This window comes from Rhodococcus sp. BP-160 (assembly GCF_019836205.1).
Lineage (GTDB): Bacteria > Actinomycetota > Actinomycetes > Mycobacteriales > Mycobacteriaceae > Rhodococcoides.
Window position 1 is genome coordinate 1,306,130 of sequence record NZ_JABUEK010000001.1, and the last position, 24,649, is coordinate 1,330,778.

General features: G+C 65.4%; 22 protein-coding genes. 8 read left to right on the forward strand and 14 right to left on the reverse strand.

Annotated features, from left to right (window positions below; translation table 11 throughout):
• Window positions 1-28: 28 nt before the first annotated feature.
• The 5 genes from HQ306_RS06230 to HQ306_RS06250 all read left to right on the forward strand — a co-directional run bounded on the left by HQ306_RS06230 (window position 29) and on the right by HQ306_RS06250 (window position 4,906).
• Window positions 29-703: a GntR family transcriptional regulator gene (locus HQ306_RS06230; RefSeq protein ID WP_222628354.1), complete on the forward strand. Its 675-nt coding sequence runs from the start codon at window positions 29-31 to the stop codon at window positions 701-703.
• 290 nt (window positions 704-993) lie between these two features.
• On the forward strand, window positions 994-1,518 hold the full coding sequence (locus tag HQ306_RS06235; protein ID WP_261770270.1) for a DoxX family protein: 525 nt from the start codon (window positions 994-996) through the stop codon (window positions 1,516-1,518).
• Window positions 1,519-1,824: 306 nt separating this feature from the next.
• Window positions 1,825-3,030, forward strand: coding sequence for an acyl-CoA dehydrogenase family protein (locus HQ306_RS06240; protein WP_222628360.1), 1,206 nt, complete (start codon window positions 1,825-1,827; stop codon window positions 3,028-3,030).
• 107 nt (window positions 3,031-3,137) lie between these two features.
• Window positions 3,138-4,520: an amidohydrolase family protein gene (locus tag HQ306_RS06245; protein WP_222628363.1), complete on the forward strand. Its 1,383-nt coding sequence runs from the start codon at window positions 3,138-3,140 to the stop codon at window positions 4,518-4,520.
• Window positions 4,517-4,906, forward strand: a complete 390-nt coding sequence (locus HQ306_RS06250) for a nuclear transport factor 2 family protein (protein ID WP_222628366.1) — start codon at window positions 4,517-4,519, stop codon at window positions 4,904-4,906. Before HQ306_RS06245 ends, HQ306_RS06250 begins: the two co-directional genes overlap by 4 nt.
• A 183-nt stretch (window positions 4,907-5,089) precedes the next feature.
• Here HQ306_RS06250 and HQ306_RS06255 read toward each other — a convergent pair whose 3' ends face one another.
• Both HQ306_RS06255 and HQ306_RS06260 read right to left on the reverse strand, forming a co-directional pair.
• Window positions 5,090-5,746 (reverse strand): polysaccharide deacetylase family protein, encoded by a 657-nt coding sequence (locus tag HQ306_RS06255; protein WP_222628369.1) that lies wholly within the window; start codon window positions 5,744-5,746, stop codon window positions 5,090-5,092.
• On the reverse strand, window positions 5,743-6,444 hold the full coding sequence (locus tag HQ306_RS06260) for an alpha/beta fold hydrolase (protein ID WP_222628371.1): 702 nt from the start codon (window positions 6,442-6,444) through the stop codon (window positions 5,743-5,745). Before HQ306_RS06260 ends, HQ306_RS06255 begins: the two co-directional genes overlap by 4 nt.
• Window positions 6,445-6,687: 243 nt before the next feature.
• Between HQ306_RS06260 and HQ306_RS06265 the strand changes: the two genes are divergently transcribed.
• Window positions 6,688-7,470, forward strand: coding sequence for an SDR family oxidoreductase (locus HQ306_RS06265; RefSeq protein ID WP_222628374.1), 783 nt, complete (start codon window positions 6,688-6,690; stop codon window positions 7,468-7,470).
• Window positions 7,471-7,581: 111 nt separating this feature from the next.
• Here the strand turns inward: HQ306_RS06265 and HQ306_RS06270 are convergent, their stop codons facing one another.
• The 5 genes from HQ306_RS06270 to HQ306_RS06290 form a co-directional block, all read right to left on the reverse strand.
• Window positions 7,582-8,622, reverse strand: coding sequence for a TIGR03619 family F420-dependent LLM class oxidoreductase (locus HQ306_RS06270; RefSeq protein WP_261770271.1), 1,041 nt, complete (start codon window positions 8,620-8,622; stop codon window positions 7,582-7,584).
• A gap of 78 nt (window positions 8,623-8,700) precedes the next feature.
• Window positions 8,701-9,948, reverse strand: a complete 1,248-nt coding sequence (locus HQ306_RS06275; RefSeq protein ID WP_222628379.1) for an acyl-CoA dehydrogenase family protein — start codon at window positions 9,946-9,948, stop codon at window positions 8,701-8,703.
• Window positions 9,945-10,271: a YciI family protein gene (locus HQ306_RS06280; protein WP_374197747.1), complete on the reverse strand. Its 327-nt coding sequence runs from the start codon at window positions 10,269-10,271 to the stop codon at window positions 9,945-9,947. Before HQ306_RS06280 ends, HQ306_RS06275 begins: the two co-directional genes overlap by 4 nt.
• Window positions 10,268-11,323 carry a VOC family protein gene (locus HQ306_RS06285; RefSeq protein ID WP_222628385.1) on the reverse strand — a complete coding sequence of 352 codons (1,056 nt, stop codon included), beginning with the start codon at window positions 11,321-11,323 and terminating at the stop codon, window positions 10,268-10,270. The genes HQ306_RS06280 and HQ306_RS06285 overlap by 4 nt, the downstream gene beginning before the upstream one ends.
• A gap of 850 nt (window positions 11,324-12,173) precedes the next feature.
• Window positions 12,174-13,898: a BCCT family transporter gene (locus tag HQ306_RS06290; RefSeq protein WP_222628387.1), complete on the reverse strand. Its 1,725-nt coding sequence runs from the start codon at window positions 13,896-13,898 to the stop codon at window positions 12,174-12,176.
• 311 nt (window positions 13,899-14,209) lie between these two features.
• Here HQ306_RS06290 and HQ306_RS06295 point away from each other — a divergent pair, with 311 nt between their 5' ends.
• Together HQ306_RS06295 and HQ306_RS06300 are read left to right on the forward strand one after the other, a co-directional pair.
• Complete coding sequence (locus tag HQ306_RS06295; RefSeq protein ID WP_308115478.1) at window positions 14,210-15,475, forward strand: aromatic ring-hydroxylating dioxygenase subunit alpha; 1,266 nt, start codon at window positions 14,210-14,212, stop codon at window positions 15,473-15,475.
• A 31-nt stretch (window positions 15,476-15,506) separates the two neighbouring features.
• A complete protein-coding gene (locus tag HQ306_RS06300) occupies window positions 15,507-16,706 on the forward strand; it encodes a hybrid-cluster NAD(P)-dependent oxidoreductase (RefSeq protein ID WP_222628389.1) in 1,200 nt (399 codons plus the stop codon).
• Window positions 16,707-16,737: 31 nt separating this feature from the next.
• Here the strand turns inward: HQ306_RS06300 and HQ306_RS06305 are convergent, their stop codons facing one another.
• From HQ306_RS06305 to HQ306_RS06335, 7 genes are all read right to left on the reverse strand, one after another.
• On the reverse strand, window positions 16,738-17,520 hold the full coding sequence (locus tag HQ306_RS06305) for an IclR family transcriptional regulator (protein WP_222628392.1): 783 nt from the start codon (window positions 17,518-17,520) through the stop codon (window positions 16,738-16,740).
• Between the two features lie 62 nt (window positions 17,521-17,582).
• Entirely contained in the window at window positions 17,583-18,773 is a 1,191-nt protein-coding gene (locus HQ306_RS06310) for an FAD-binding oxidoreductase (RefSeq protein ID WP_222628405.1), read from the reverse strand.
• 62 nt (window positions 18,774-18,835) lie between these two features.
• On the reverse strand, window positions 18,836-20,065 hold the full coding sequence (locus HQ306_RS06315) for an allantoate amidohydrolase (RefSeq protein ID WP_222628408.1): 1,230 nt from the start codon (window positions 20,063-20,065) through the stop codon (window positions 18,836-18,838).
• Entirely contained in the window at window positions 20,062-20,676 is a 615-nt protein-coding gene (locus HQ306_RS06320; RefSeq protein ID WP_222628411.1) for a HutD family protein, read from the reverse strand. The genes HQ306_RS06315 and HQ306_RS06320 overlap by 4 nt, the downstream gene beginning before the upstream one ends.
• Window positions 20,649-22,295, reverse strand: coding sequence for an L-glutamate gamma-semialdehyde dehydrogenase (gene pruA / locus HQ306_RS06325; protein ID WP_261770272.1), 1,647 nt, complete (start codon window positions 22,293-22,295; stop codon window positions 20,649-20,651). The genes HQ306_RS06320 and pruA overlap by 28 nt, the downstream gene beginning before the upstream one ends.
• Window positions 22,296-22,356: 61 nt before the next feature.
• Window positions 22,357-23,271: a proline dehydrogenase family protein gene (locus tag HQ306_RS06330; RefSeq protein ID WP_222628425.1), complete on the reverse strand. Its 915-nt coding sequence runs from the start codon at window positions 23,269-23,271 to the stop codon at window positions 22,357-22,359.
• A gap of 791 nt (window positions 23,272-24,062) precedes the next feature.
• Window positions 24,063-24,649, reverse strand: a 587-nt coding sequence (locus HQ306_RS06335) for an IS481 family transposase (protein ID WP_222628428.1), incomplete at its 5' end; no start/stop codon positions are given.

Here is a 24,649-nt window from a genome sequence, read left to right on the forward strand (position 1 = left end):
ACCGGGCCGGCGCCCACTGAGGAGTGACATGGCGGGGACTGGCGAGGCACGGTCCAGAACGGAGCTGGTGTACCGCGAGCTGCACCAGCGACTGGTCCACGGCCGGTTCGCACCGAATCAGCGACTTCATCTCGCCGACCTGTGCGCCGAGAGCGGCGTCAGCCTCAGCGTCGTCCGCGAGGCCCTCACTCGTCTCGCGACACAGGGACTGGTGCGGTCGGAGCCGAACAGGGGCTTCTACGCTCCCGACAACTCCATCACCGAACTCGCGGACCTGGCGTTCATGCGATGCAACATCGAGGAGCTGGCCGTCCGTCGCTCCATCGAGCGCGGCGACGCCGCGTGGGAGTCCTCGGTGGTCGCGGCACATCATCAGCTGACCCTGACTCCACTCGTGTCTCCACTCGTCGACATGGAAGCCGACCGTCGCTGGAATCTGGCGCACCGAGCCTTCCACGACGCGTGTGCAGCCGCGTGTGGGTCGAGGCGTCTGCTCTCCATTCGCGCGCGACTCTACGACGAGTCCGAGATCATGCGTCAGATGTCGGAACTGCCGAGCAGGAATGTTGCTGCAGAACACGCAGCCATCCTGACCGCGATCGTCGCGCGCGACGCCGACGAGGCGTCCCGCCGAGTTCGCGATCACATCGACACCACCGCACGGCTCGCGATCGCGTCGGTTCGATCCGACAGGGCCGACTGACCACTCGGCAGGACGCCGTCGGACGTCGAGCTGCCGTCTGCGAGCGCCGCGTCGTGCTGTGCCCAGTGCCGTTATGCGTCCCACGCATTCGGTCGCAGTGTTTCGTGATGGTGTACACGGGCATCGCCCAGTCACAAGATGGTCGCATCGACAACCTACGACACTCTCTTCCCGAGAATCCGGGGATGGGTGTCACTGCGGCGATGCGCTCGCGCACAGGCACTTCGGCGACATCGAACCGACATGCAGTTCGCACACACGCACGACCGCCCGACGACGGGGACATGACGATGACTGGACACGGGAACGGCACAGCGACGGACGTGGGGTTGCTGCTACTCCGATCTGCCGTCGGAGGGACTCTGTTCGCCCACGGCGCGCAGAAGCTGTTCGGATGGTTCGGCGGGCCGGGACTGACCGCCACGGCCGGCGGCATGCAGGCAATGGGTTTCGAGCCCGGGCGCCCGTCAGCCGTCGTTGCGGGAGTCAGTGAGACCGCCGGAGCGCTGATGATCGCCGGTATCGGCACCCGTGCGTGCGGAGCACTCGGCGCGGCAGCCATGGTGTCCGCTGCCGCGGTGAGTCGTCCGAGCGGGTTCTTCGCTCAGAACGGCGGATACGAGTACCCGGCCGTCCTCGCAGCTGCCTGCACGGCACTCACGCTCACCGGACCCGGCGCGATCTCCATCGATGCCCGCACCCCACACGCACTCGACAGGGAGCGCGTTGCGCTCGCGATCACGGTGGGCGCGGTGTCCGTGTCACTGGGCGTCGTCAGGGCACGCACGCTGCGACTGAAGAACATCGCGGGCTGATTCGGGTCGACACCGACACCGACTCCGACAGTCCGGCTCTCACCGGCGAACCGACGGCCGGGTACACCTGAACGACGTTCCATGCGCTGGACGCATGGTGGTGACGAAATATCGCGGTGTTGCCCGAGTCACATCCCGGCGCGATGATCGAGACGCGGGACTTCGCACCGATTTCACGGGTGCGGTTGGGGAAGGACAGCGCTGCAGGTCGACGAAACCTGGTGCAGTGCAGCCCATTGAGGCACCACTGACACTGTTCACCCACGGTCCCGATGACCCTGGACCATCGACCTATCGGAGGCACACATGACGATCACCATCGGGACCGACGACGACCACCCCGACACACTGGACCTGTCCCTCGTCGAACGGGCGACCGCGTTGATTCCGCTCCTCCGGGAAGAGGCCGCAGAGGGGACGAGGAACAGGCGACTCACACCGCGAGCCCTGAAAGCTCTCGACGACGCCGGCATCTTCCGCATGCTGCTGCCTCAGCGCCTGGGTGGGCCGGGAGCGACCTTCGAGACTGTTGCGGCAGTCGTCGCCGAGCTGGCCCGCGGTGACGGGTCGGCTGCCTGGGTCAGCAATCTCCTGGTGACAGCCACCGGCTTCGCGACCACCTTCTCGCAGCAGGCACAGGACGATGTGTTCGGCACCGACCTCCCCCACACCCGGCTCTCGGGTTCGTTCGCGCCGGGAAGCGTGGGTGAGGAAGTGGAGGGCGGCTACCGCATCAGTGGCCGCTGGCCGTACTCCACGGGATCGTTCGCCGCGGACTGGGCCACGGTCGGCGTTCTCATCGAGCAACCCGTCGGCCCACCACGATTGGGACTGGCACTCGTACCGTCGTCGGCGTTCACCCTCGAGGACACCTGGCTGGTGGCCGGCATGAAGGCGACCGGCAGCAACACGATCATCGTCGACTCCCACGTCGTGCCGTACCACCGAGTTCAGTTGCTGGAGGACATGACCGCCGGAAATTCGGCGACGCCCTTTCGCGACGAACCCCTCGCGCGGACGTCCATCCCCGCGGCGTCCGGCCTGCTGAGTGTCGCGGTGCACATCGGACTCGCTCGTCGTGCACTCGAGATCTGCTGCGCCAAGGTGCCCGGCAAGCCGGTGATGTACACGTCCTATGCCGATGCCGCCGACTCCCCGACGCATCAGGTGGCTGTCGCGACCGCCAGTACCGACATCCACATCGCCGAGTTGTTGCTGACCGAAGCCGCCCGAGCCGTGGACGGGGCTGCCAGATCAGGAGTCGAACTGCCCTTCGAGGTACGCGCGAAACTCCGCAACAACATCGGCGTGGTCGCCGAGATGGCGAACGCGGCAATCGATTCGTTGATGACGGTCGTCGGTTCGGGGGCCTTCTTCGAGACCAACATCCTCTCGCAGATCTGGGCCGATGCCGCCATCATCACGCGCCACGCCTACATCGACCCCAACCTCGGACGAGAAGCCTACGGACAGGTGCTCCTCGGATCCGAGAACCGGGTCATGAGCCTGTGAACTACCGATCATCCTCGACAGACAAGGAATTCACCCCCGTGACATCACCCTCCCCAGCAGCCGCATCACGACAGCCGATCGTCTTTCGCAACGGAATCGTCGTCACCATGGACAGTGCGGACACCGTGCTCCGCGACGCCGACGTCCTGGTCGTGGACGGCAGGATCGCCGCAGTCGGCCATGGTGTGACCGCCCCGGACGACGCGCACGTCATCGATGCATCCGGCGGCATCGTCATGCCCGGAATGATCGACACTCATCGTCACATGTGGCAGTCGGTCATGCGCGGATACGGCGCCGACTGGACGCTGGCGCAGTACGCCGTGTGGTATTTCTTCAACCACGGCATCAAGTTCAGACCCGAGGACATCGCAGCCGGGAACGCAGTCTCCGCCCTGGATGCACTGGAATCCGGGGTGACCACGAGCGTCGACTGGTCGCACGGACTGCAGACTCTCGACCATGCCGAAGCCGCACGAGATGCGCTCGTGAGTTCGCCTGGCCGATTCTTTCTCGCGTACGGAAACGCGTGGGCACCGCCGGCGCAGTGGACTGCCGACCCCGCCATCCGATCCTTCCTGGCCGAGTGCCGCGACGACTCCGCTCTGTACGGAACCTTGCTCGCATTCGACGTCATGAACAAGGACGCCGAATTCCCGGAGATCGCTGCGTTCCACGCAGCCAGGGATCTCGGGTTGAGCGTGACCACTCATGCGGGCGTATGGGGCGGTATCGGGGACCAGTCCATCGACAACATGTACGCAGCCGGCGTGATGCAGCCCGGTCACACCTATGTCCATGCAGCGTCCCTGTCGGACAGTTCCTACCAGAAGATCGCGGGCACCGGCGGCAACGTGTCCCTGTCCACCGAGAGCGAGAGCACCTGCGGTCAGGGCTACCCTCCCGTCCATCACCTACGGCGCCACGGAATCGACGCTTCCCTCTCGATCGACAGCTCCGTCTGGTTCAGTTCCGACATGTTCTCTGCGATGCGGTCGACGATCGACGCCGCTCGCGCGTACGAACATCTGGTAGCCCACCAGAGCGGCGCCTCGGTGACCAACATCGGTCTGCGAGTCAAAGATGCTGTGGCACTGGCCACCCGAGACGGAGCCAAGGCGCTCGGCAAATTCCACGAGATCGGCTCGCTGGAGGTCGGCAAGTTGGCCGACGTCGTCCTGGTGAAGAACGACCGGTCGCCCACCTTCTCCACGATCCTCAACCCCTACGGACACCTGGTCTATCAAGCGTGCCGAGGCGATGTGCACACCGTTCTCGTCGGTGGACGCGTCGTCAAGTCCGAGGGTGCGTTGGCGGACGCAGACCTGGACGGGGTGAAGACCAGGATCGGCGACACCGTCGAGTATCTGCAACGAGAGTTGGGCGACGAGTGGGAGGCCGGTATGAACCCGGAACTGCCGGACACGGAGGTACTGGCCAATCCGTACCAGTTCCAGCGCGATGCCGAGACCGCGGGAAGCCCGTCATGACCAATGGCGACACCATCCTCGACCGAGTGTACGAGCGATGGAATGCGCACGATGTCGAGGGCGTGCTGTCGTTCTTCACCGACGATTTCGTCTACAAGGACCAGGCGACGGGCATGGTGTTCCACGGTGGACAGGAACTGGGCGACTTCATGCGATCCAGCTTCGTCTCGACTCCGGACCTGCGATTCGATCTCTTCAACACGGTCGAGACTCCGACAATCGTTGCTTCGGAGGCGATTCTGCGAGGTACCTTCGCGGAGGACAGTGGGCCCTTGAAGGCCACCGGTAAGCAGCTGGCCATCAAGTACGGTCTCATCGGAACTCTCGTCGACGGTCGAATCGCCACACTCACCGACTACTGGAATCTCGGCGAGCTCACGGAATGAGCAGCGGCCGCCTCGACCATCGAGGCGGCACCAGGACTGAACGGGTCGAGTACCGAAATCCGGTACTCGACCCGTTCGTGGTCGCACTGCTGCTCCTGACGACGGCGGTTTCGGACACGTCGATACCCGCGGCGAGCGTTCCGTGCCTCGGTCATCCGACAGATGGCTGTTCGCACCGATGGGTCACGAGGTGCCACAGATGGCGTCGATGTCGCCGACCACGACCCCCTCGCGCAACGGCGTCGCATGAACGGGAATCTCCTGGACGATCCGGATACCGAGATCCTGGACCGTGTCGAGGAAGCGCGGGAGATGAACCATCGCACCGGTGGGAACGTCGTGGGTCACCAACACATTGTCGGCGCGCTTCGGTAATTCGGCGAGCGCCCGGTCGACCCAGAGGTCGGGCTCGTGTGGATCGCGGACGTAGACGTCCCACAGAACGACGGTGTATCTCCTCTCGATCAGATACTGGAGTGCGGCAGGGCTGAGTAGGTGCGGACCCATCGATCCTGCGCCGTTCGGGCGGAAGAGTTTGCGCCCTCCGGCCGCGTCGCTCAGCGCTTCGTCGGTCAGGGCGATCTCACCCACTTCGACAGCGGGGTCTGCGCGACGTCCGAGCGGAATCCCGTGCGTGGTGGTGTGATTGCCGATCCAATGACCCTCGTCGCGTGCACGCAGGACGAGATCACGTCGTGCAGGGTCGACGAAATCCTGGCCGACGACGAAGAACGTGGCGCGAAGTCCTCGGCTCCGCAGCTCGTCGAGGACAGCCTCGGTCACACCGGGAGTCGGGCCGTTGTCGAAGGTCAGGGTGAGCGTGGGATCGGATTCGGTCACCGGATGTCCTCCGTTCGATCGGTCGCCGCGAGACCGGACAGCGTCTCCGCGAGCTCTGCCGGGTGGGTGACGAACAACGAGTGGCCGCCGGGAACGACGATCGGTTCGATGTCGAGCCTCTCTCGGCACGCTGCTTGTACCCACTCGGCATCGACCATCCGGTCGTCCGCTCCGACCACATAGTGTGCGGTGACCGTCGGCCACTGTTCGTCGGGTGGCGCGGGCAGTTCGCACTGTGGACGCAGATGCCGCGCGATCCACGCCTGTTGCTCGACCGTGCAATCGGCGAAGACGGTGCGCACCAACTCCGGAGTGGGGATCGTTCGGCCCTGCTCGTCCCTGGAACCGGCTGGTAGCGCGCCACTGGTGGCAGGACCGGGGTGTGGGAGTGTGCGGTAGGGAGGACTGGTTCTGCCCCCTACGACGGCCGCGCCGAGAAGAACCACTCCGTTCCACCGAGCGCGGTGCAGAAGGGCGGGAACAAGACGTCCTGCTCGGCTGTGCGCCACGAGGATCGATCCGTTCGTGGCACCGGTGTCGACGACAGCGTCGACGTACTCGGTCCACCCGGCCGCCGCGTCGTCGACCGGGAGATCCATGCTCACGACATCGTGGCCGAGGGAACGAAGCGCGGCTTTGAACGGCTGCCAGATCCACGCACCCTCGAATGCGCCGTGTACCAGAGTGAAGAGAGCCACGCGCACCTCGATAATCGATTGTATGTACCTAAATAGATATCATGCGCTATCCTCGATTATCAAGAGCTACCGACCGATACGGCTGGAGCGCAGCAGACGGACACCTCGGCGGACCGCACCGTGGTGGACCGGGGGGCGAGTATGCACTGGACGCATATTCGACCCTTCCCGGCGCCGTCCGATCGCCCGTCGAGACGGCCACGCACCGCCGCTTCGCGGCCCGATGGAAAGGCACGTGCCCACATGGATCTGGGAATCGAAGGACGTTGGGCTGTCGTCTGCGCGTCCACTGCAGGTCTCGGATTCGCAGCGGCGGAAGCACTTGCCACCGAAGGTGTGAATGTCGTGCTGAACGGACGGGACACGGCCCGCCTCGACGCTGCCCGCGACAAGCTTCGGACAATCGCACCCGCCGTCGAGATCAGGACGGTTGGTGCGGACCTCGACGAGGTGGCGACCACGGACGCACTGCTGGAGGCGTGTGCCGAACCGGACATCGTGATCACCAACAATGCCGGCCCACGCCCGGCGACTCTCCGGGACGCCACTCCCGATGACTGGTCGAAAGGGCTGTCGGGCAATCTTTTCAATCACCTGCGTCTGATCGACCGGGTGGTCGACGGAATGCAGGAACGGCGGTTCGGGCGCATTGTCAACATCACGTCGGCAATGGTGTCGGCGCCACAGTCGCAAATGACCGTGTCGTCCGCGGTCCGCACCGCGCTCACGTCGGTGTCCAAGTCGTTGTCACATGATCTCGCACCTTTCGGCGTCACCGTCAACAACGTGCAGCCGGAACGCATCGATACCGGCCGGATGCGTCAGATCGCTCAGATGGTGGCCGACCGTCGCAATATCACGATAGAGGAGGCACGCGCCGACATCGCTTCCACCATCGCGGCGAAACGATTCGGTCGCCCCGAGGAACTCGGGGCGACCGTCGCATTCCTGTGCGGAGCACGCTCCGGGTACATCACCGGTCAGAGCATTCGCGTCGACGGCGGCACGTACCCCGGCCTCTTGTGAGCCCTGTCGACCCCGAAACGACGCTGCCACCGCCAGAGTCCACCGACCCACCAGGGGTCGAACTTCAGACCGGGGTGCTGAGCCTCGGCGTCAGCTGCCTCACGGGTCGTGTCATGCGGTCTCACGGATGTCGGCGACAGACGACGAAGGCACGACAGGCACCACCTCGCGGGCGAACCGTTCCATCGAGGCGATCAACTCGTCGACGCTGTGATAGATCGGTTTCAGATTCATCGCTGTGGCGCCGGCGGCGGCGTATTCGGTGAGCCTTGTCGCCAGGTCCTCGCTGGTCCCGAGGAGGTTCCTGTCACCCAGAGCGGGACCGAACACGTCCTTGATCATGCCGGGGAACGCTTCGATCGCCTTGGCACGTGATTCGTCCGGTCGCATGTAGACATCCACGACCACCTCGCCGGCGAAGTCGGTGTCGTACTGGTCGTGCAGCTTTTTCAATTCTTCTATCGCGCCTGCGAGCTCGACCGGCTCGAGATGCGACGGGAGCCAGCCGAAGCCGCCTTTGGCAGTTCTGCGCAGAGCCGCCGGAGAGGTACCGGCGATCAGGATCGGAATGCCTCCGGACTGCGCCGGCTTCGGAAACATCGGCACATCCGTGAAACTCACGAGTTCTCCGTCGTACGATGCAGTGCCCTCGGACCACAGAGCCTGCATCGCCGCGATGCGTTCGTCCGTCAACTTCCCGCGCTTTCGCGCGGGCACTCCGAGCGCTCGCCATTCCTTCGCGGCCAGCTTGCTGCTCACCGGGAGGAACTCGGGGTCCGTCTCGTTGCCTCCGAGCCCGACGCCGATTCCCAGCAATACTCGCCCGCCGCTCAGTTGGTCGAGAGTGGCGAGCTGTTTCGCTGCCATCAGCGTCTCCCGCGCGGGCAGCAGCATGATGCCGAACAGCAGCTCGACCTGCTTGGTCAGCGCTGCAACGTGGGCATACGTCGTCATGGGTTCGTACACGGTTCGAATGTCTTGGGTACCGCTGTCGAGATCGCTACCGCACGCCATCAAGCCCCCATCGAAGAAGATGTGGTCGTGCATCGACAGAGCCCAGAAACCCAACTCGTCTGCGGCCTGAGCAACGTCTCGAATGGCGTTCGGGGTGCCGACACGGTTGGACTGCGGTAACGCAATAGTGTATTTCATGAGAGCTCCTGGTCAGTTCGGCAACATCGTTCGACGCGGAGGACGGATCCCGCGTGGGTCACGCGGGACCGCCACTGGTCATCGACCCAATCGCGCCCTTCCCAGGTCCTCGTCGTACATCTCGCCCTGGGAGTTGTATATGTGTGTCCACGCCGTCGACATGTCGCGCCAGATGCGCGACATTCGTTCGGCCTGACCCGTCGCGGTGGTTCCTGCACTCCTGAACAGCTTGTTCGACATGGCATCCCAGGCGAGTAGTACTGCCTCACGACCCATCACCACTGTCTCGAGGTCTTTGCGGGCGGTGAACTCGGCCACACCGGCCTGTTGATCGCGGCATGCCTGCGCGTGCTTCTCACATCCACTGCGGATCAGCGCTCGTGCCGCGTCCAGTTGCGCGGCAGCTTTGCCGGCCCACCGGAGGTAGTAGCCGTTGTCGGCGCGAGTGGTGATCGGCGGGCGTACCGTGCGCTTGGTCTCGAGCAGCTTCTCGTACTCGTCGAGCGCTCCGAGCGCCATCCCGGTCATCAGAGCTGCGACGTCGAGGGAGATGGGACCGACTGTGCGACCGCTGTAGAGCGGGTTCTCGTACAGGGCCGAGCCCGCCGTACCCTCGCTGACATTCAGGTCGAGGAAGAATGTGTCCAGCAGAACATGGTCGTGCGGAATCACGGCACCGTCGAATCGCACGCCGTTGGAACCGCTTCCGCGTAGCCCCAGAGTCCAACCCCAATCGTCGAGTTGCGTCCATGCCTCGCGCGGTGCGATGAACACCGCCGGCGGACCGATCGGCTTCCCGCCGGGCTCGGCGATCGGAAACGCCTGGCCGAGGTAGTGAGTCGAGTAGACGGATCCGGACGCGAACTGGAACGTTCCCTCGACGACCCACCCGTTCTCCACTTCTCGCAGCGTTCCGGTCGGCGCCGCGACCGAGGCGGCCAGGAAGTCTGCGCTCAGGATTGCGTCCTGCGCGCTGCGCGGGAACAGGGTCGCGACCTGCACGACGTGTCGAGCCGCCAGGCAGTACCCCCACGCGGTAGAGGGGCACCCGCGAGCCAGTTCGGTGACGATATCGGTGAACGCGGCGAGATCCTTCTCAAGCCCACCATACCGACGTGGGACGAGAACCCGGTACAGGTCGGCGCCGCGCATCCTGTCCACCAGGTGTTGCGGCGTGCGAGTCAGCGCTTCCGTCTCCGCCTGCGCGGCAATGAGATCCGGCACCAGCGCAGCAGCGCGCGCGACGAGTTCCGCTGATGTGGGCTCCGATACCGAGGCCGTGCCCGTTCCCGTGATCGGACCGTCCCGTGTTGTGTCGAGAGTCATGTCTCATATCCTTTCGATACGGCGCTCGTGCCACATCGGACGAGGGTCTGCATTCCGGCCACGATCTCGGGTGTCCAGACACCACCCGTGACGTACGGGTCCTGCTCGACGAACGCTCGCGCGACCGACACGTCACCCTCGAACACGAAATATCCCCCGACGGAGTGACCGCCGTCGGGATCGTGCAGCAGACCCAGGCCGGTGACACCCTCGGCCATGTACTTCTGTACGTGCTCGACGTGGCCGGCACGCAAGGGTTCACGACTTTCCACAGTCGAGTCGGCATCGAGCAAGCACACGATGAGAAACGTGGAACTCGTCACTTGCCGGCACCGGAAGTGACGTCGAACAGACGGCGACCGGGGAAGACCTGAGGAATGACGCGGGAATCCCAGTCGTGGTTCGCTGCGTGATCACCGGCCATCCACCGATCGAGATCCGAACGCGCACTGGACAGTCGCTCCGCGTTGATCTCGTCGACGTTCGACGGGTCAACACAGATCTCGAATTGCAGTCCGTCCGGCGACATCACGTAGAGAGACTTGACGTAACCGTGATCGATGATGATGTGCTCGACCCCGGCATCCGCCATCCGTCTCTGAATGGCATCCTGGCCGGCCTGGTCGGTCTCGAGAGCGACATGCTGAAAGATGTTCGTGTGGCCGATCAAGAACTGGTCCGAATCCACCTGAAAGAATGCAAGCGCCGAGCCGTCCGGCAATGAGTAGAAGGTGTGCACGAATGCCGTTCCAGGGGTGGTCACTCCCCATTCCGGGGGCATGGCGGCGAGGTCCGGATTCTCCTCCGGCGGACCACCGGCGACAACTTCTGCCCACGTGGCGACCAACGGCAGCCCCAGCAGGTCCTCCATGAACTGGCGTGTCGCCTCCGAATCGGCAACCGGGTACGCGTGGTGGTGCAACCGGCGCAGACCCGGTTGTGCCGAAGATGTCACGAAGTCGGAGTCGGCCGATGCGGCGTGTGTGATGGTCATTGATGTGCCCCTTTCGACATGACCGAGGACGCCTGTGCACCCTCGATGTGACGATCGTCTCTCCGCTGCATCAGGCTGTAAATATCCACGAATCTTTCGCCGCTCATGCATGTAGCGCATAAGCTTGCGGGACAGTCCAGGGATCTGGTAAGCCCATCTCGCAGGGCAGGAGATGTCCACAACGACGTGGACCGATGCGGGGCAGCCATGCACGCACTCTTTCGGACGGGGTCCGAGACCGCGATCCGATGGGCGATTCACGCCACCACCGCGGTCGCCGCCGCTACCGCCAGAGGGGTGATCGGGACACTCGGGTCCGGGCAACCTGCGGGGAAAGGCGCCGAGCTGCGCCATGTCGTAGCCGTCGGGATACGAGCGCATCCGCCGAGAGTCGCTGTTGCACAGTGCGGTGACGCGTGCAGGGACGAGCCTCGATACCGAACCCCTGGCGCGCATCGCGGCGTGCACCAGTAGCTGCGACGCTCCGGACGGGTGGCTGTAGCCCAGCGCCTCACCCAGTGGGGCATCCATGAGGCAGCGGCTGACGTGTGGGACGACTCGGGAGGGCACGGTCGGGGTGACGACGCGAGCAGCGCCAAGGTTGCGTCTGCCACCCGCCGACCGCCGGGGTGGAAGGCGGAGTACTCAGCTTCGTAGTCGTCCATCTGTTGTGCGAAGGCCTCGAGCGATTCCGGCGCGTCCGCGATCCCCATTGCTCACCGCGCGAGTGGTTCGCACCAATCACGGCCTCTCCCGGACCTTGACCGGCTGGCTGAGGGAACGTTTCGCGACGAGCGAATCGGACGCAGAGGCCACGTGTCGAATATTGTTCGCGCTCGGCGCATCACAGGCGCTACTCGACGACGACCAGTTCTCCGCCCGTCCGCTGAGTGACGCGGACCTCGCCGACGCGCTCGGTGACAGCTGTGGCACACGGATGGGCGACGCCATCGTCCCATAGGAGTGCGTGGACGTCAGGGCCGAACCGTGGGCACCGAGCCGCTCATCACGGGTGAGACCGACTCGCCGTGGCGCATCCCGGTGGGGGCTGACCGGGTGCGCTGGTGTGGCCGGCCAGTCACCTCGTCGCGGCGGCTCGACACGGCCCGACAGCCCGTTCTGCCAGGTAGTGGGCCACACCCCGGTCGGCGGCGCTCACGGTGCTGGACAGGAGGCGGCTTCCTACAGCGCACGGCGGCCGCGACACGTGTGTCGCAGCCGCCGGAGCTGGTCAGAGTCGCACAGGCCCTCGTTCGTCCTCGGGTACACCGTTGTCCGGTGAAGGGTCGAGAAGGGGTGTGGGCTCCGCGGCAGACTGCGCTCCGCCGTCGGTGCCGGTCGTGTTCGACGGCAGCGGCTCGGTGCGATCCGCCTTCTCGCCTTCTCCCGCGACGGGTTCGGCCCGGAGTTGCCTGACGAGGCTGATGCAGACACCGACCATCACCAGCAGGAACGGGATGCCGAAGACGATGACGGTGGTCTGGATGGCGTCGAGCCCACCGGCGAGGAGCAGCGCGATCGCCACGGCGCCGATCATGGTGCCCCACAGGACGACGAGCCAGGTCCGCGGGTGGAGTGACCCACCCTGCGACAGCATTCCCAGGACGAGCGACGCGGAGTCCGCACCGGCGACGTAGAACAGCATGATGAGCACGACGACCACGACGGACGTGACGGCGGGAATGGGCAGCGCTTCGACGAGGGTGAAGAGCGTGTTCTCGACACCGCTCGCGAGGGAGCCGGCCATGTCGGCAGTCCCGTCGAGCTGGAACCGGATCCCGGTGCCCCCCATGATGACGAACCACACGAGGCTCATGATCGTGGGAACGATGAGCACGCACACCACGAACTCCCGGATGGTCCGACCTCGGGAGATCCGGGCCATGAACGTGCCCACGAAGGGTGCCCAGGACATCCACCACGCCCAGTAGAAGATCGTCCAGGACGAGAGCCATTCGTTGCCGCCGAAGGTGCCCGTGCGGAACGACATCGGGATGAATTGGGAGACATAGTCTCCGAAGGACTCGACGAACATGTTCATGAGGAACACCGTGGGGCCGAGGACGAACACGAACACCATGAGGGCCACGGCGAGGACCGCATTGATGTTGGCCATCCACTTGATGCCCCGCTGGGTGCCGGTGACGGCGGACAGCACGAAGAGCGCGGTCAGCACCACGATGGCGATGATGGACACGGTGGTGGAGATGGGAGCACCGAACACGCGGGCGAGGCCACTGTTGATCTGGATCGCGCCGAGGCCGAGCGAGGTGGCCGCACCGAAGGTGGTGATGAACAGACCGAAGATGTCGATCGCGCGACGAGCGGGGTGCGAGGGATCGAGAGACGGAAAGACGATGGTGCTGAGCAGATTCGGCAGACCCTTGCGGAACGTCGCGTACGCGAGCGCGAGACCGACGACACCGTAGAGTGCCCACGGCTGCAGACCCCAGTGGAAGATCGTGTACTGCATTCCCAGCCGGGCGGCCTCCGTCGACTCCGGCGCCGCCATGTCCATCGGCGGCGTCAGCAGGTGCGACAGCGGTTCGGCCACGCCCCAGAAGATGAGTCCGATGCCCATGCCGGTCGCGAACATCATGGAAATCCACGAGACCGTGCTGAACTCGGGCCGCTCGTCGTCCTTGCCGAGTCGGATGCGACCGAGGCGCGAGAGTGCGAGGAACAGCATGAAGAAGACGAAGGCGGTGGTGGCAAGGACGTAGGCCCAACCGGTGCCGTCGATGATCGCGGCGAGGATCGCGGACGCGGTCGACGCGAGGGATGCCGGTGAGATCACGCCCCATCCGACGAACGCCAGGGTGAGAAGCAGTCCTCCGATGAAGACCACCTTGTCGACGGGGAGCTTCGCGTCGTCCGGCTCGATGTCGGTTCGATCGTCGTCCGGTGCTGCGTGAACGAAGTGATCGCCGTGGTGCTCGTGTTCTCTGGTGACCATACCGAGCCTTCCATGTCTCGTATCAAACGTGATGTGCGTCATACGAAACAACTACCGGGGCCGGATGTCAACCGGATGCGCGCTTTTCGACCAGTTGGTACCTGGTCTTAACACGAAACGGGACCAATCGGGCGCTGTCGCCCCGCGCCCCGCGTTCGCCGAGGTCGCGCCCGGTGCCGTGGGCGCCGGGTGTTTGCGAACGGTTGACAACAGCGCGCGCATCGGTAATCTTCTGTTTCACGCAGTGCGTATGTTTCGTGATACGAGACGACCGCGCGGCCTCCTCCTCTCAACCCTGGTCTGGAGTCGACGTGACCCTCTCGAACATCCTGGCGCCGTCCACGGACACCGACGCCCTCATCGATCGCCGTGCCGTCGGGTACAGCCTCGAAGCGCCCTTCTACACGGATCGGCGAATCTTCGACCTCGACATGGCGGCGATCTTCGCCCGCCACTGGCTCTTCAGCGCCGCCGAGGCAGAGATTCCCGATCCGGGCGACTTCGTCACCGTGGACATCGGTGCGTACTCCGTCATCATCGTCCGTGACGACGACGAGGAGGTGCGGGCGTTTCACAACGTCTGCCGGCACCGCGGCTCGCGAATCCTCCAGCAGGCGTGTGGATCAGTGGGCAATCTGGTGTGTCCCTACCACCAGTGGACCTACCGCGTCGACGGCGAACTGGTCTACGCCGAATCACAGCCGCCGGAGTTCGACCGGTCTCGACTGGGCCTGCGTCCGGTACACGTCCGCACCCTCGCGGGCCTCATCTTCATCTGCCTCGGTGACGAACCGCCCGGCGATCTCGACGAGGTCGCAGCGGTGCTCGAACCGTACCTCTCGCCCTACGGCCTGGCCGACACCAAGGTCGCGCACCAGGTCGACCTGGTCGAGGAGGGCAACTGGAAACTCGTCATGGAGAACAATCGCGAGTGTCAGCACTGCGACACCGCGCACCCCGAACTGATCACGGCCTACTTTCCGCTGTTCGGATACTCCGAGAACGACATCACCCCTCGGCTTCGTCCGGTGTTCGAGCGCTATCGGGCGGCCCAGGACCATCTGTCGAACGCGTGCAGCGTCACCGGGTTCCCGCGTGACGAGCGCCGGGAACTGGACACCCGCATCACTGGGTTCCAGGTCTCGCACCTACCCCTCGACGGGGGTGGTGCGTCGTTCGGCGCGGACGGCAATCCGGTGAGCCGAAAGCTTCTGGGCGACATCGAGGACGAGCGGTTCGGTGACCTCTCCATCCACATGCAACCCAACGCGTGGTTCCACATGCTCAGCGATCACGCGGTCGTCTTCCGCGTGCTGCCCGTGGCTCCCGGCAGAAGCGTCGTGCGCACGACGTGGTTGGTGCACGCCGATGCGCAGGAGGGCGTCGACTACGACGTCGACAACCTCACCGCGGTCTGGAACGCGACCAATCTTCAGGACCGTGACCTGGTCGCCGGTGCGCAGCGAGGAGTCACCGACCCCGGCTATGTTCCCGGCCCGTACTCGATGGTCGAGGGCGACGTGGAGTCCTTCGTCAACTGGTACGTCGGGCGACTGCGTACATATCTCACCCCCTGACGCCCCACTGTCACGCGCCGAAAGGTTGACCATGTCGATCGACGAACTTCTCGCACCGCCCGCCGCGCCCACCGAACCGTGTGGTGGCCTCGCGGAGCGCGGCCTGGTGCTACCGGATCACTCTCCGGACTGCTGGGAGAGAGCCGACGAGGTGGTGCTGCGCTGTCGGGCCGTGCGCGAGATCACCCACGATGTACGGTCGTTCGTGTTCGAGCCGGTCGATGGCAGTGTGTTCCGTTTCGCCGCAGGGCAGTTCGTCACTCTTCGCGCCGAGATCGACGGTGATACCGTGTATCGCTGCTACACAGTCTCGTCGCCTCCGACGCGTCCGTATCACCTCACGATCACGGTGAAACGAGTACTCGGCGGGCCGGTGTCGAACTGGCTGCACGACACCATGGAGCCGGGGCGCGAGGTGGCGGTCCTCGCACCGTTGGGCGCCTTCACCCTCGGCATGGCGAAGACGTTGCCCGACAGGTATGTCTTCCTCTCCGCCGGCAGCGGGATCACCCCGATGATGTCGATGACGCGCACGCTGTTCGACGTGGGATCCGACGCCGACATCGTGTTCGTGCACAGTGCACGCACGCCCGCGGACATCATCTTCCGGCGCGAGCTCGACGCTATGGAGTCGGCGATGCCGAACCTGCGCGTGACCCATGTGTGCGAGAACGACTATCCCTCCGACCGATGGTCGGGACTGCGGGGCCGACTGACGTCGGCGATGCTGTCCTCCCTCGTCCCCGACCTGGCGGACAGGGTCGCGTTCACCTGTGGGCCGCCGGCGTACATGTCGTCGGTACGTCGCCTGCTGGACGACCTCTCGTTCGACATGGACCGTTACTTCGAGGAAAGCTTCTCGTTCGACTCGCTCCCCGCCCCGGACCGCGAGGCTGTGCACGAGTTGGAGCAGGAGGTCGACGACACCGGCTCCGGGGACGCTGGCCCCGACGAGGTGTCGGCTCCTGCGACGTTCACCGTGAACTTCGCTACCAGCGGCCGTTCCATCACCTGCAGCGCCGACCAGAACGTCCTGGAGGCTGCCCTGGCTGCCGGGATGCGGCTGCCCTCGTCCTGCGGTGAGGGAGTCTGCGGCACCTGCAAGACGACGTTGACCGCCGGTGAGGTGGACATGCGCCACAACGGCGGTATCCGGCCGAAGGAGATCGCGCGGGGCAAGGTCCTGATCTGCTGTTCGCGCCCCCTCACGGACCTCACGATCGAGAGCTGACCGCGCCGGCCGGGTAGGAACCGGTTGTCGATCACCCCTGCTTCGGGTGACCGTTGCGCTCGGAGATCGCCGCCGCGGCGGTCAGGACGTGCTCTGTGATGCCCGGGATCGAGTCGTCGTCGAAGCGGAACGTGGGGCCCGACGCAGTCACTGCGGCGACGACATCACCGTTGAGGACCCGGATCGGCGCCGCCACGGCGGCGAGGCCGATCTCGTGTTCCTCGTGGGTCACGGAGAAACCTTGCAGGCGGATCTGGTCGAGCTCCTTCTCCAGCAGGCCGACGTCGACGATGGTGTGCGGCGTGAACCGCTCGAGATCGTCGACGAGGAGTGCCCTCCGCTCGTCCTCCGGCAGAAATGCGAGGAACACCTTGCCCGCCGAGGTCGCGTGCAGCGGGGTGCGCTGACCGACCCAGTTGATGGTGGTGACAGCAGCGGATCCGATCACCTGGTCGATACTGACCACTGAATTCTCGTCGCGCACAGCGACATTGACCGTCTCGCCCACCTCCACGGCGAGATCCTGGCAGATGGGCCGGCTCACCACGGAAAGATCGTGCCCTCGGGCCGCTCCGGTGGCCAGCTGAACCACCCCGTACCCGAGTTGGTACTTTCCTCGGCTGGTCGCCTGCTCGACCAGCCCGCGTGCCTCCAGCGTGGCCAACAGCCTGAATGCGGTCGACTTGTGCAGGGACAGATCAGCGGCGATCTCGGTGACCGATCGGGCGCCGTGCCGACCGAGAATCTGCAGGATCGACACTGCTCGGTCGACCGACTGAACCGAGCTATCGGTGGACCGGGTGGCGTTCTCCATCATTCCACGATAACAAGTGGACGAGTCGCGTCAGGGCGCCGTCCTGCGCGGCTCACGCAGGATCACCGCATTTCACCGGCGCCGGCATACGGATTCAGGCTGAGCAGCGGGTCGTTCTCGGCGAAACGGGAGTAGCGGAAGTCGCGGGGGTCGACGTTCGGCAGCGAGGTGGTCCCGTCGGTGACCAGATCGGCGACCAGCGCGCCCACGGCGGGAGACATCTTGTAGCCATGTCCGGAGAAGCCGGTCGCGAGGAACAGTCCGTCCACGGGCGACGGACCGATGATGGGGTTGTAATCGGGAGTCACGTCGTACGCCCCGACGTAGGAACTGGTGATCCGCGGGTCCGGCATGTCGGGCAGGCGATGCCCCATCTTGTCGACGATCTTGTCGATGGTCGAGCTGTCGGCCCGGTTGACGTACTTGTCGGGATCGATGTATTCCGGCGCCTGGTGGTCGGAATTGCCCACGAGGAGTTCACCGTTGGGTTCCCGACAGATATAGGACAGTCCGGCGAGGTCCGAGAGCACGGGAACGACCGGCGTCGGAGCGCCCTGATCGACCATCACCAGCTGTGCCCGCTGGGCTCGAACGTCGAGCGGGAAACCCAGTGGTTCGGCCAGAGCGGGGGCCCACGGGCCGGTCGCGAGGATGACGGTCTGGGCGTGGATCTCGCCTCCGTCCGCCATGCGCACACCGTGTGCCCGTCCGGAGGCGTCGGTCAGGATCTCCGCCACGGGTGAGGACTGCCGGATCTTGACCCCCAGCCTGCGCGCAGCGGCCCCGAACGCCATGCCTGCCATGTAGGCCTCCCCGCGCCCACCACGTGGCTCGTAGGCGAACGCCGCGAAGTCGTCGAGGTGGAGCCCGGGCCACAGCTCACCCATGGCATCGTGGTCGATGAGCTCGACATCCACGCCGATGCTCTGCATCATCGCGACGTTCTTCCGAAGTGGTTCCACGTTGTCGGCGCCGACGCCGACGACGTACCCGCACTGCTGGAACGCCATGTCGTCACCGAACAGCTCGGTCGCGCGTTCGAAGGTCTGCACCCCGTACCACGACATCGCGGCGAGTGACGGATTGCCGTAGTGGGCTCTGACGACCCCACTCGATTTCCCGGTCATGCCCGAGCACACCGTGTTCCGCTCGACGACGAGAACGTCGGTCTCTCCTCGATCGGCGAGCGACCAGGCGATGGCGAGGCCTTCGAGGCCTCCGCCGATGATGAGGTAGGTAGTGGTCTCGGCCATCTTGGTCTCCTGCGGAGTCGATGCGCTCACGGGTCGTGAGCGGGGTGGGAAGGGGGATCGGATCAGCGGACGAGCAGGTCGGCGAGGACGTCCGCGAGAGCGACCGCCCCCGTCTCGGCGTCGGCGCCCTCCACGTGCTCCTCGGGAGCGTGGGAGATGCCGGTGGGATTGCGTACGAACAACATCGACGTCGGCAGGTGCTCACCGAGCACACCGGCGTCGTGACCGGCCCCGGTGTCGAGCACAGGGGCGTCGGGCAGGACGCGCCGGAGTCGGTCGCGAAGATCGACGTCGAAGGCAACCGTGGGGCTCACCGACGCCTCGGTCAGTGTCACGCGACAGTCCTCGTCCGCGGCCGCGATCCGCGCCGCGTCCATGATCGACGCGACCAGGGTGGCGACGACCTCGTCGGACGGATGACGGACGTCGAGCCACACGTCGACGCGGGAGGCGATGACGTTGGTGCCGCCGGGTACGGCATCGAGTCTGCCGACGGTGGCACGGGCACCGGTGGTGCGCCGGGCGAGAGCCCGGACACTCGAGACCGTCGACGCGGCCGCGACCATCGGATCCGATCGGTCGTGCATGAGCGTGGTGCCGGCATGATTGCCCTGTCCGCGAAAGGACAGCATCCATCGCCCGTGCCCGACGATCGAATTGCCGATGGCGATCGGCCGTTCGAGGTCGATCAGGCCCCGCCCCTGCTCCACGTGCAGTTCGACGAAGGACCCCACGCTCGCGAGGCGGGTCGGATCGGGTCCGATGTGGTGGGGATCGAGACCGTTGCGTGAGGCCAGTTCCGCGAAGGTGACACCGTCCGAATCGGTGAGGCCGCGGACCCGATCAGGATCGACATCCCCTGTCAGCAGCTGAGATCCGAGACATGCCAATCCGTATCGCGAGCCCTCCTCCTCGGGAAAGACGGCGATCGAGAGGGGACGGTGCGGCGCGACGCCGCGCGAAACGAGGTGGTCGACGGCGACGAGCGCGGTGGCCACTCCCAGAGGGCCGTCGTAGGCTCCCCCGCCGGGCACCGAGTCGAGGTGGCTGCCGGTGACCACCGCGTCGCGAATCGGCAATCGACCCGGGTTCCACCACGCCCACACGATGCCGTTCCGGTCCGTCTCCACATCGAGGGAACGTCGCTCCGCCTGCTCGACGAACCACGCGCGCAGGTCGTGGTCAGCGGCCGAATGGATGGGACGGGTGAACCCGCCTCGCACCGGGTCGGCCCCGACGTCGGAGATGTCGGCGATCAGTCCTGCGACCGTCGACTCGGTGGTGGCGGTCATGGGATGGTCCTCTCCCTCTGTCGGTCGGTACGGTTCGTCGGTGCCCGAGTGATACGGATGCGGCCGAGGGCGGCCCGGTCCGCAGTCACGGTGATCGGCTCGTCTCCGAGTACGACGGTGTCGCCCCTGGTGCAGACGGTCCCGTCGGGCAGTCGGAGACGCCCGGTCAACAGCACGAGTGCGGTCAGCCGCGTCGGGCGGAGAACCGTGCGGCCGTGCATGCGGTGGTGGTCGAGCGATCCGGAGGCACGCTCGCGGAGCGTCATCAGGTTGAGCGCCCGGCTACCGTCGCCGGTGGTTCTGCCCCGTGCGGCGGCGTCGCCGCGGAAGCGGAGGACGTCGGCATGACGGAGCACGTGTCGTGTTCCGTCCACCAGAAGACCGACCGGGTTCTCCCCCAAGGCCATCAGCTGCCGATCATGGTCGGGAAAGACGGAGAAGTCGGCGTCCTCGTCCAGGACTGCGATGCTCAGGGTCCAGGAGGCGTCGGCGGCGGTCCACAGCCTGGTGGTGGTGCCTGCGCCGTTCGACCACGGTGTGGTGTGAAGAGCCGACGCCCGAACCAGGCTGTAGGACAAAGCCGTCAGACGCCCATGTACGGATAGGTCCATGTCGTCGCCGGTGCGAAGTTCTCCTTGACGAACCGGGCGTTGACCCAACGCTGCAGAGCGAGAGCGGATCCGGTCTTGTCATTCGTTCCCGATCCTCGGCCGCCACCGAATTGCTGCTGCCCGATGGACGCCCCGGTGGGCTTGTCGTTCACATAGGTCATGCCCGCGGCCTCCCGTAGCGTGTCGAGTGCGGTGACGATCGCGGCGCGATCGGTGGCGAAGATCGAGCAGGTCAACGCATAATCGCTGGTTCCGTCCACGAGGTCGAGCGTCTGTTCCCACCGGTCGTCGTCGTAGACGTGCACGGCCAGCAGAGGCCCGAAGAACTCCTCCTCCATGACGAAGGAACTCGGATCCTCGGTGACCACCACGGTCGGATCGACGAACCAACCCACCTCGCGATCGGTGGTGCCGCCCACGAGAATTCGGTGGCCGGGGGTGCCGACCACGCGATCGAACGCGTTTTGCAGGCGCTGCTGGGCTGTCTCGTCGATGACGGCACCGACGAAAGTTCCGTGTTCGACGATGTCTCCGACGGGCAGGGAGCCGACCGTGTCGGCCAACTTCGATTCCATCGTGTCCCAGATGCTGCGGGGGATGTAGGCGCGCGAAGCAGCCGAGCACTTCTGCCCCTGATACTCGAAAGCTCCACGGACGAGCGCGCTGTGGACGGCGTCGACGTCCGCAGACGGGTGCACGACGATGGCGTTCTTCCCGCCGGTTTCGCCGACGATGCGGGGATAGCTTCGATAGTTCTCGATGTTGTCGCCGACCCGCTTCCAGATACGACGGAACACCGAGGTGGACCCTGTGAAGGACAGCCCGGCGAAATCACGGTGAGCCGTGACCCGTTCGGTGACGTGCTCGCCCGAGCCGTGCACCAGATTGATGACACCCGGGGGGAAGCCGGCCTCCTCGAACACCCGCATCACGACGTCGCTCGACAACGCGGATTTCTCGGACGGCTTCCACACGACCACGTTGCCCATCAGCGCCGGAGCGGCGGGGAGGTTCCCGGCGATGGCGGTGAAGTTGAACGGCGTGACAGCGAGAACGAAACCCTCGAGGCCCTTGTGGTCCACGTAGTTGACCTGGCCGGCTGGTGACACGGGCGGCTGCACCGCGTAGATCTCCTCCGCGAGGTGTGCGTTGTAGCGGAAGAAGTCGACGAGTTCGTTGATGTCGATCTCGGCCTGGTGGTACGTCTTCGACTGGCACAGCATGGTGGTGGCCAGCAGTTCGTCGCGGTACCTGCCCGCCGCCAACTCCGCTGCCCTCAACAGAACGGCGGCACGCTCGAACCACGGCGTGGTCGACCAGCCGGCGCGCGCGGTAAGAGCGGCGTCGATGGCCTCGTCCACGATCGCGTCGGTGGCGGTCGGGATCCTGGCGAGGACGTGACCGTGATCGTGCGGTGCCACGACATCGGTGGTCTCGGTCGCTTCGGGTCGCCGGCCGCCGACGACATGGGTGAGCGTGCGAATGTCACCTGCAACGCGATCGAGCTCTTTGCGGAGACGCAGTGCATCGTCCGATCCCGGAGCGAAGTCACGAGCCGGCTCGTTCGCGGGCGCGGGAAGGTGGACGAGTCCGGTCATGGTGGTGCGAGGGCTGGTCATCGGGAACGGTCCTTCGATCGAAGCGGGTGCGGGGGACGTGGCGTCTCGGCGGCGATCGACGTCATCCGGAGACGAGAGAGCGGAGGAATAGCAGAAGATTGGCCGGCCGCTCGGCCATGCGTCGCATGAGGTACGGGTACCACTGCGTGCCGTAGGGCAGATAGACGCGCACCCGGTATCCGTCGGACACCAGGTCCCGCTGCAGATCTCGACGTACTCCGTACAGCATCTGGAACTCGAAGAGGCGCTTGTCGACACCCAGTTCGGCAGCGAGGCGCTTGACGGTGTCGATGCAGTCGTCGTCGTGGGTGCCGAACGCCGGGTCGGGCAGATTGCGCAGTGCCCACTCCGCGAGATGGTTGTACTGCGCCGTGACCTCGGCGGGATCCGAGATGCACGTCTGGAGGTCTTCCGCGTAGGCCCCCTTCACCAGACGGATCCGCGGCTTCACGGTGGTGAAACTCCGCAGATCGAGCGGTGTGGTGCGCATTGCCGCCTGAATCGCGACGCGGGTGTCCGGGTGGTCGGCAAGGAAGGAGCGGTACGCCTCCAGGGTGTCCCGTCCGACAGAACTGTGCTCCATGTCGACCTCGACGAGGACATCGGTGTCGTGGCCGGCGGCCAGCAGATCACCCAGGTTCGTGCGAGCCGCGTCGGTCGAGACGCCGATGCCGAGCTGCGAGAGCTTCACCGACACAGTTGATCCCGGTATCTCGGCGGCGATCGCGTGCAGCACCTCGATGTATTCCTTGGTCGCGGTCGTGGAGTCCTCGAGGTTGTCGACCTGCTCGCCGAGCAGGTCGAGGCTGACGTCGATGCCCTGCGCCCGCAGCTTCGTCGCCGCGGCGATCGCGTCGTCCAGCGTCGTACCGCCCACGTACCGCTCGACGAGTCCGCGACTCAGCCTGTTGGCAGTGACGGTCTTCTCGAGCTTCTTGTTGTTCGCCGCGGCAAGCAACATTCGATTGATGATCATGGCGACCTCGCGGAGGGTTGTGCGATCGGAGAACCGCAACAGCGGACAAAGTGGCAAACCACGGGCAGCTGCCACCAGACGTCTCGTATGGTGAAACTACTGCACTACGTGAGACGAAAGGCTACCTGCGGAACGGAAGATGTCAACAGGTGCTAGGCATGCTCTTCCCGCTTCGCTGCGGCGTTGGACATGATCGGTCGAGCCTCTGGTGGCACTGACGCGCCGAACGCCACGAGGATCCAGTCGCGTCCGCCGCGTGGGGTGCCTACCGACGCGGCTCATGCTCAGCGGAGCATGATCGTGAGAGATGGGAGGTCGCACCCAGCGGTGGGCCGAATCGACTTCCGACGTTCACCGCGCCGCCAACGGCGGCATGGGCGTGTCGGGCACTCTGCACTCGCCGCAGTCCGTCGGCCCTTCGATCCCTCTCCGGTAGTGACCCGATGTCCTACATCCTCTTCGACACCCGCTCCCCTACCTCGGTGAGCACACCGCCGCGTACTGAACTCAGCTGCTGGTGATCAACCCGGTCTGACCGGAATCGTTCATCACGGCGGACCGGTCGTATTCCGGCAGCCATGACCATTCGTACATCGGTGCTCGGTACCAATAACAGACATTCCTGCCGCGACCAGTCGACCATAGGAGCTCCCATGATCATCCATCTCGCAAGCTTCGTCGACTTCCTCGGCGCACTTTCCAACATCTTCGGCGGCGCTGGCGAAGGCCTAGACGGACTCAGCTTCTTCAGCTGACCCGCCCAGCGGACACGCGCCACGCCACAGCGGGCGCTAGCTGTTCTTCGCGGGGAGGTTGTGGACGGTGAGTCGCTCGATGGGTGACTTGCCGTCGATGCCTGTGTGGGGTCGGTGGTGATTGTAGTGATGGACCCAGTCCTGGTAGGTCGCTGCGCGGGCTTCGTCGGAGAGGTAGGTGTGGGCGTAGGCCCATTCCTGGTTCAGGGTGCGGTTGAACCGTTCGACTTTGCCGTTGGTCTGCGGTCGGTAGGGGCGGGTGCGCTTGTGCACCACCGATCCGAGTGCTTCGGCGAACAGTGTTGACCGGTAACAGGATCCGTTGTCGGTGAGCACTCTGGCGATGGTGATGCCGTGGTCGGTGAAGTACGCAGCGGCGCGCCGGTAGAACCCGGCGGCGGTCTCCTTGCGTTCGTCACCGAGGATCTCGGAGTAGGCGAGGCGGGAGTGGTCGTCGACGGCGTGGTGGACGAACGCGTAGCCGCGGCCTTGTTTCTTGTTGTGCCGGTTGCCGATCGTGCGGCCGAGTTTGCGGTGCCCGCCGCCGTCGGGGATCCGGCCGAGTTTCTTGATGTCGATGTGGATCAGGTCGCCGGGGGCGGGGTGTTCGTAGCGGCGGGGTG

Excerpts from the sequence above, each read along its gene's own strand:
- HQ306_RS06230 (WP_222628354.1), top strand. The coding sequence starts at position 29 with ATGGCGGGGACTGGCGAGGCACGGTCCAGAACGGAGCTGGTGTACCGC.
- HQ306_RS06235 (WP_261770270.1), top strand. The coding sequence starts at position 994 with ATGACTGGACACGGGAACGGCACAGCGACGGACGTGGGGTTGCTGCTA.
- HQ306_RS06240 (WP_222628360.1), top strand. The coding sequence starts at position 1,825 with ATGACGATCACCATCGGGACCGACGACGACCACCCCGACACACTGGAC.
- HQ306_RS06245 (WP_222628363.1), top strand. The coding sequence starts at position 3,138 with ATGGACAGTGCGGACACCGTGCTCCGCGACGCCGACGTCCTGGTCGTG.
- HQ306_RS06250 (WP_222628366.1), top strand. The coding sequence starts at position 4,517 with ATGACCAATGGCGACACCATCCTCGACCGAGTGTACGAGCGATGGAAT.
- HQ306_RS06265 (WP_222628374.1), top strand. The coding sequence starts at position 6,688 with ATGGATCTGGGAATCGAAGGACGTTGGGCTGTCGTCTGCGCGTCCACT.
- HQ306_RS06270 (WP_261770271.1), bottom strand. The coding sequence starts at position 8,622 with ATGAAATACACTATTGCGTTACCGCAGTCCAACCGTGTCGGCACCCCG.
- HQ306_RS06275 (WP_222628379.1), bottom strand. The coding sequence starts at position 9,948 with ATGACTCTCGACACAACACGGGACGGTCCGATCACGGGAACGGGCACG.
- HQ306_RS06285 (WP_222628385.1), bottom strand. The coding sequence starts at position 11,323 with ATGCGCTCGTATCCCGACGGCTACGACATGGCGCAGCTCGGCGCCTTT.
- HQ306_RS06290 (WP_222628387.1), bottom strand. The coding sequence starts at position 13,898 with ATGGTCACCAGAGAACACGAGCACCACGGCGATCACTTCGTTCACGCA.
- HQ306_RS06300 (WP_222628389.1), top strand. The coding sequence starts at position 15,507 with ATGTCGATCGACGAACTTCTCGCACCGCCCGCCGCGCCCACCGAACCG.
- HQ306_RS06305 (WP_222628392.1), bottom strand. The coding sequence starts at position 17,520 with ATGGAGAACGCCACCCGGTCCACCGATAGCTCGGTTCAGTCGGTCGAC.
- HQ306_RS06310 (WP_222628405.1), bottom strand. The coding sequence starts at position 18,773 with ATGGCCGAGACCACTACCTACCTCATCATCGGCGGAGGCCTCGAAGGC.
- HQ306_RS06315 (WP_222628408.1), bottom strand. The coding sequence starts at position 20,065 with ATGACCGCCACCACCGAGTCGACGGTCGCAGGACTGATCGCCGACATC.
- HQ306_RS06320 (WP_222628411.1), bottom strand. The coding sequence starts at position 20,676 with ATGGACCTATCCGTACATGGGCGTCTGACGGCTTTGTCCTACAGCCTG.
- pruA (WP_261770272.1), bottom strand. The coding sequence starts at position 22,295 with ATGACCAGCCCTCGCACCACCATGACCGGACTCGTCCACCTTCCCGCG.
- HQ306_RS06330 (WP_222628425.1), bottom strand. The coding sequence starts at position 23,271 with ATGATCATCAATCGAATGTTGCTTGCCGCGGCGAACAACAAGAAGCTC.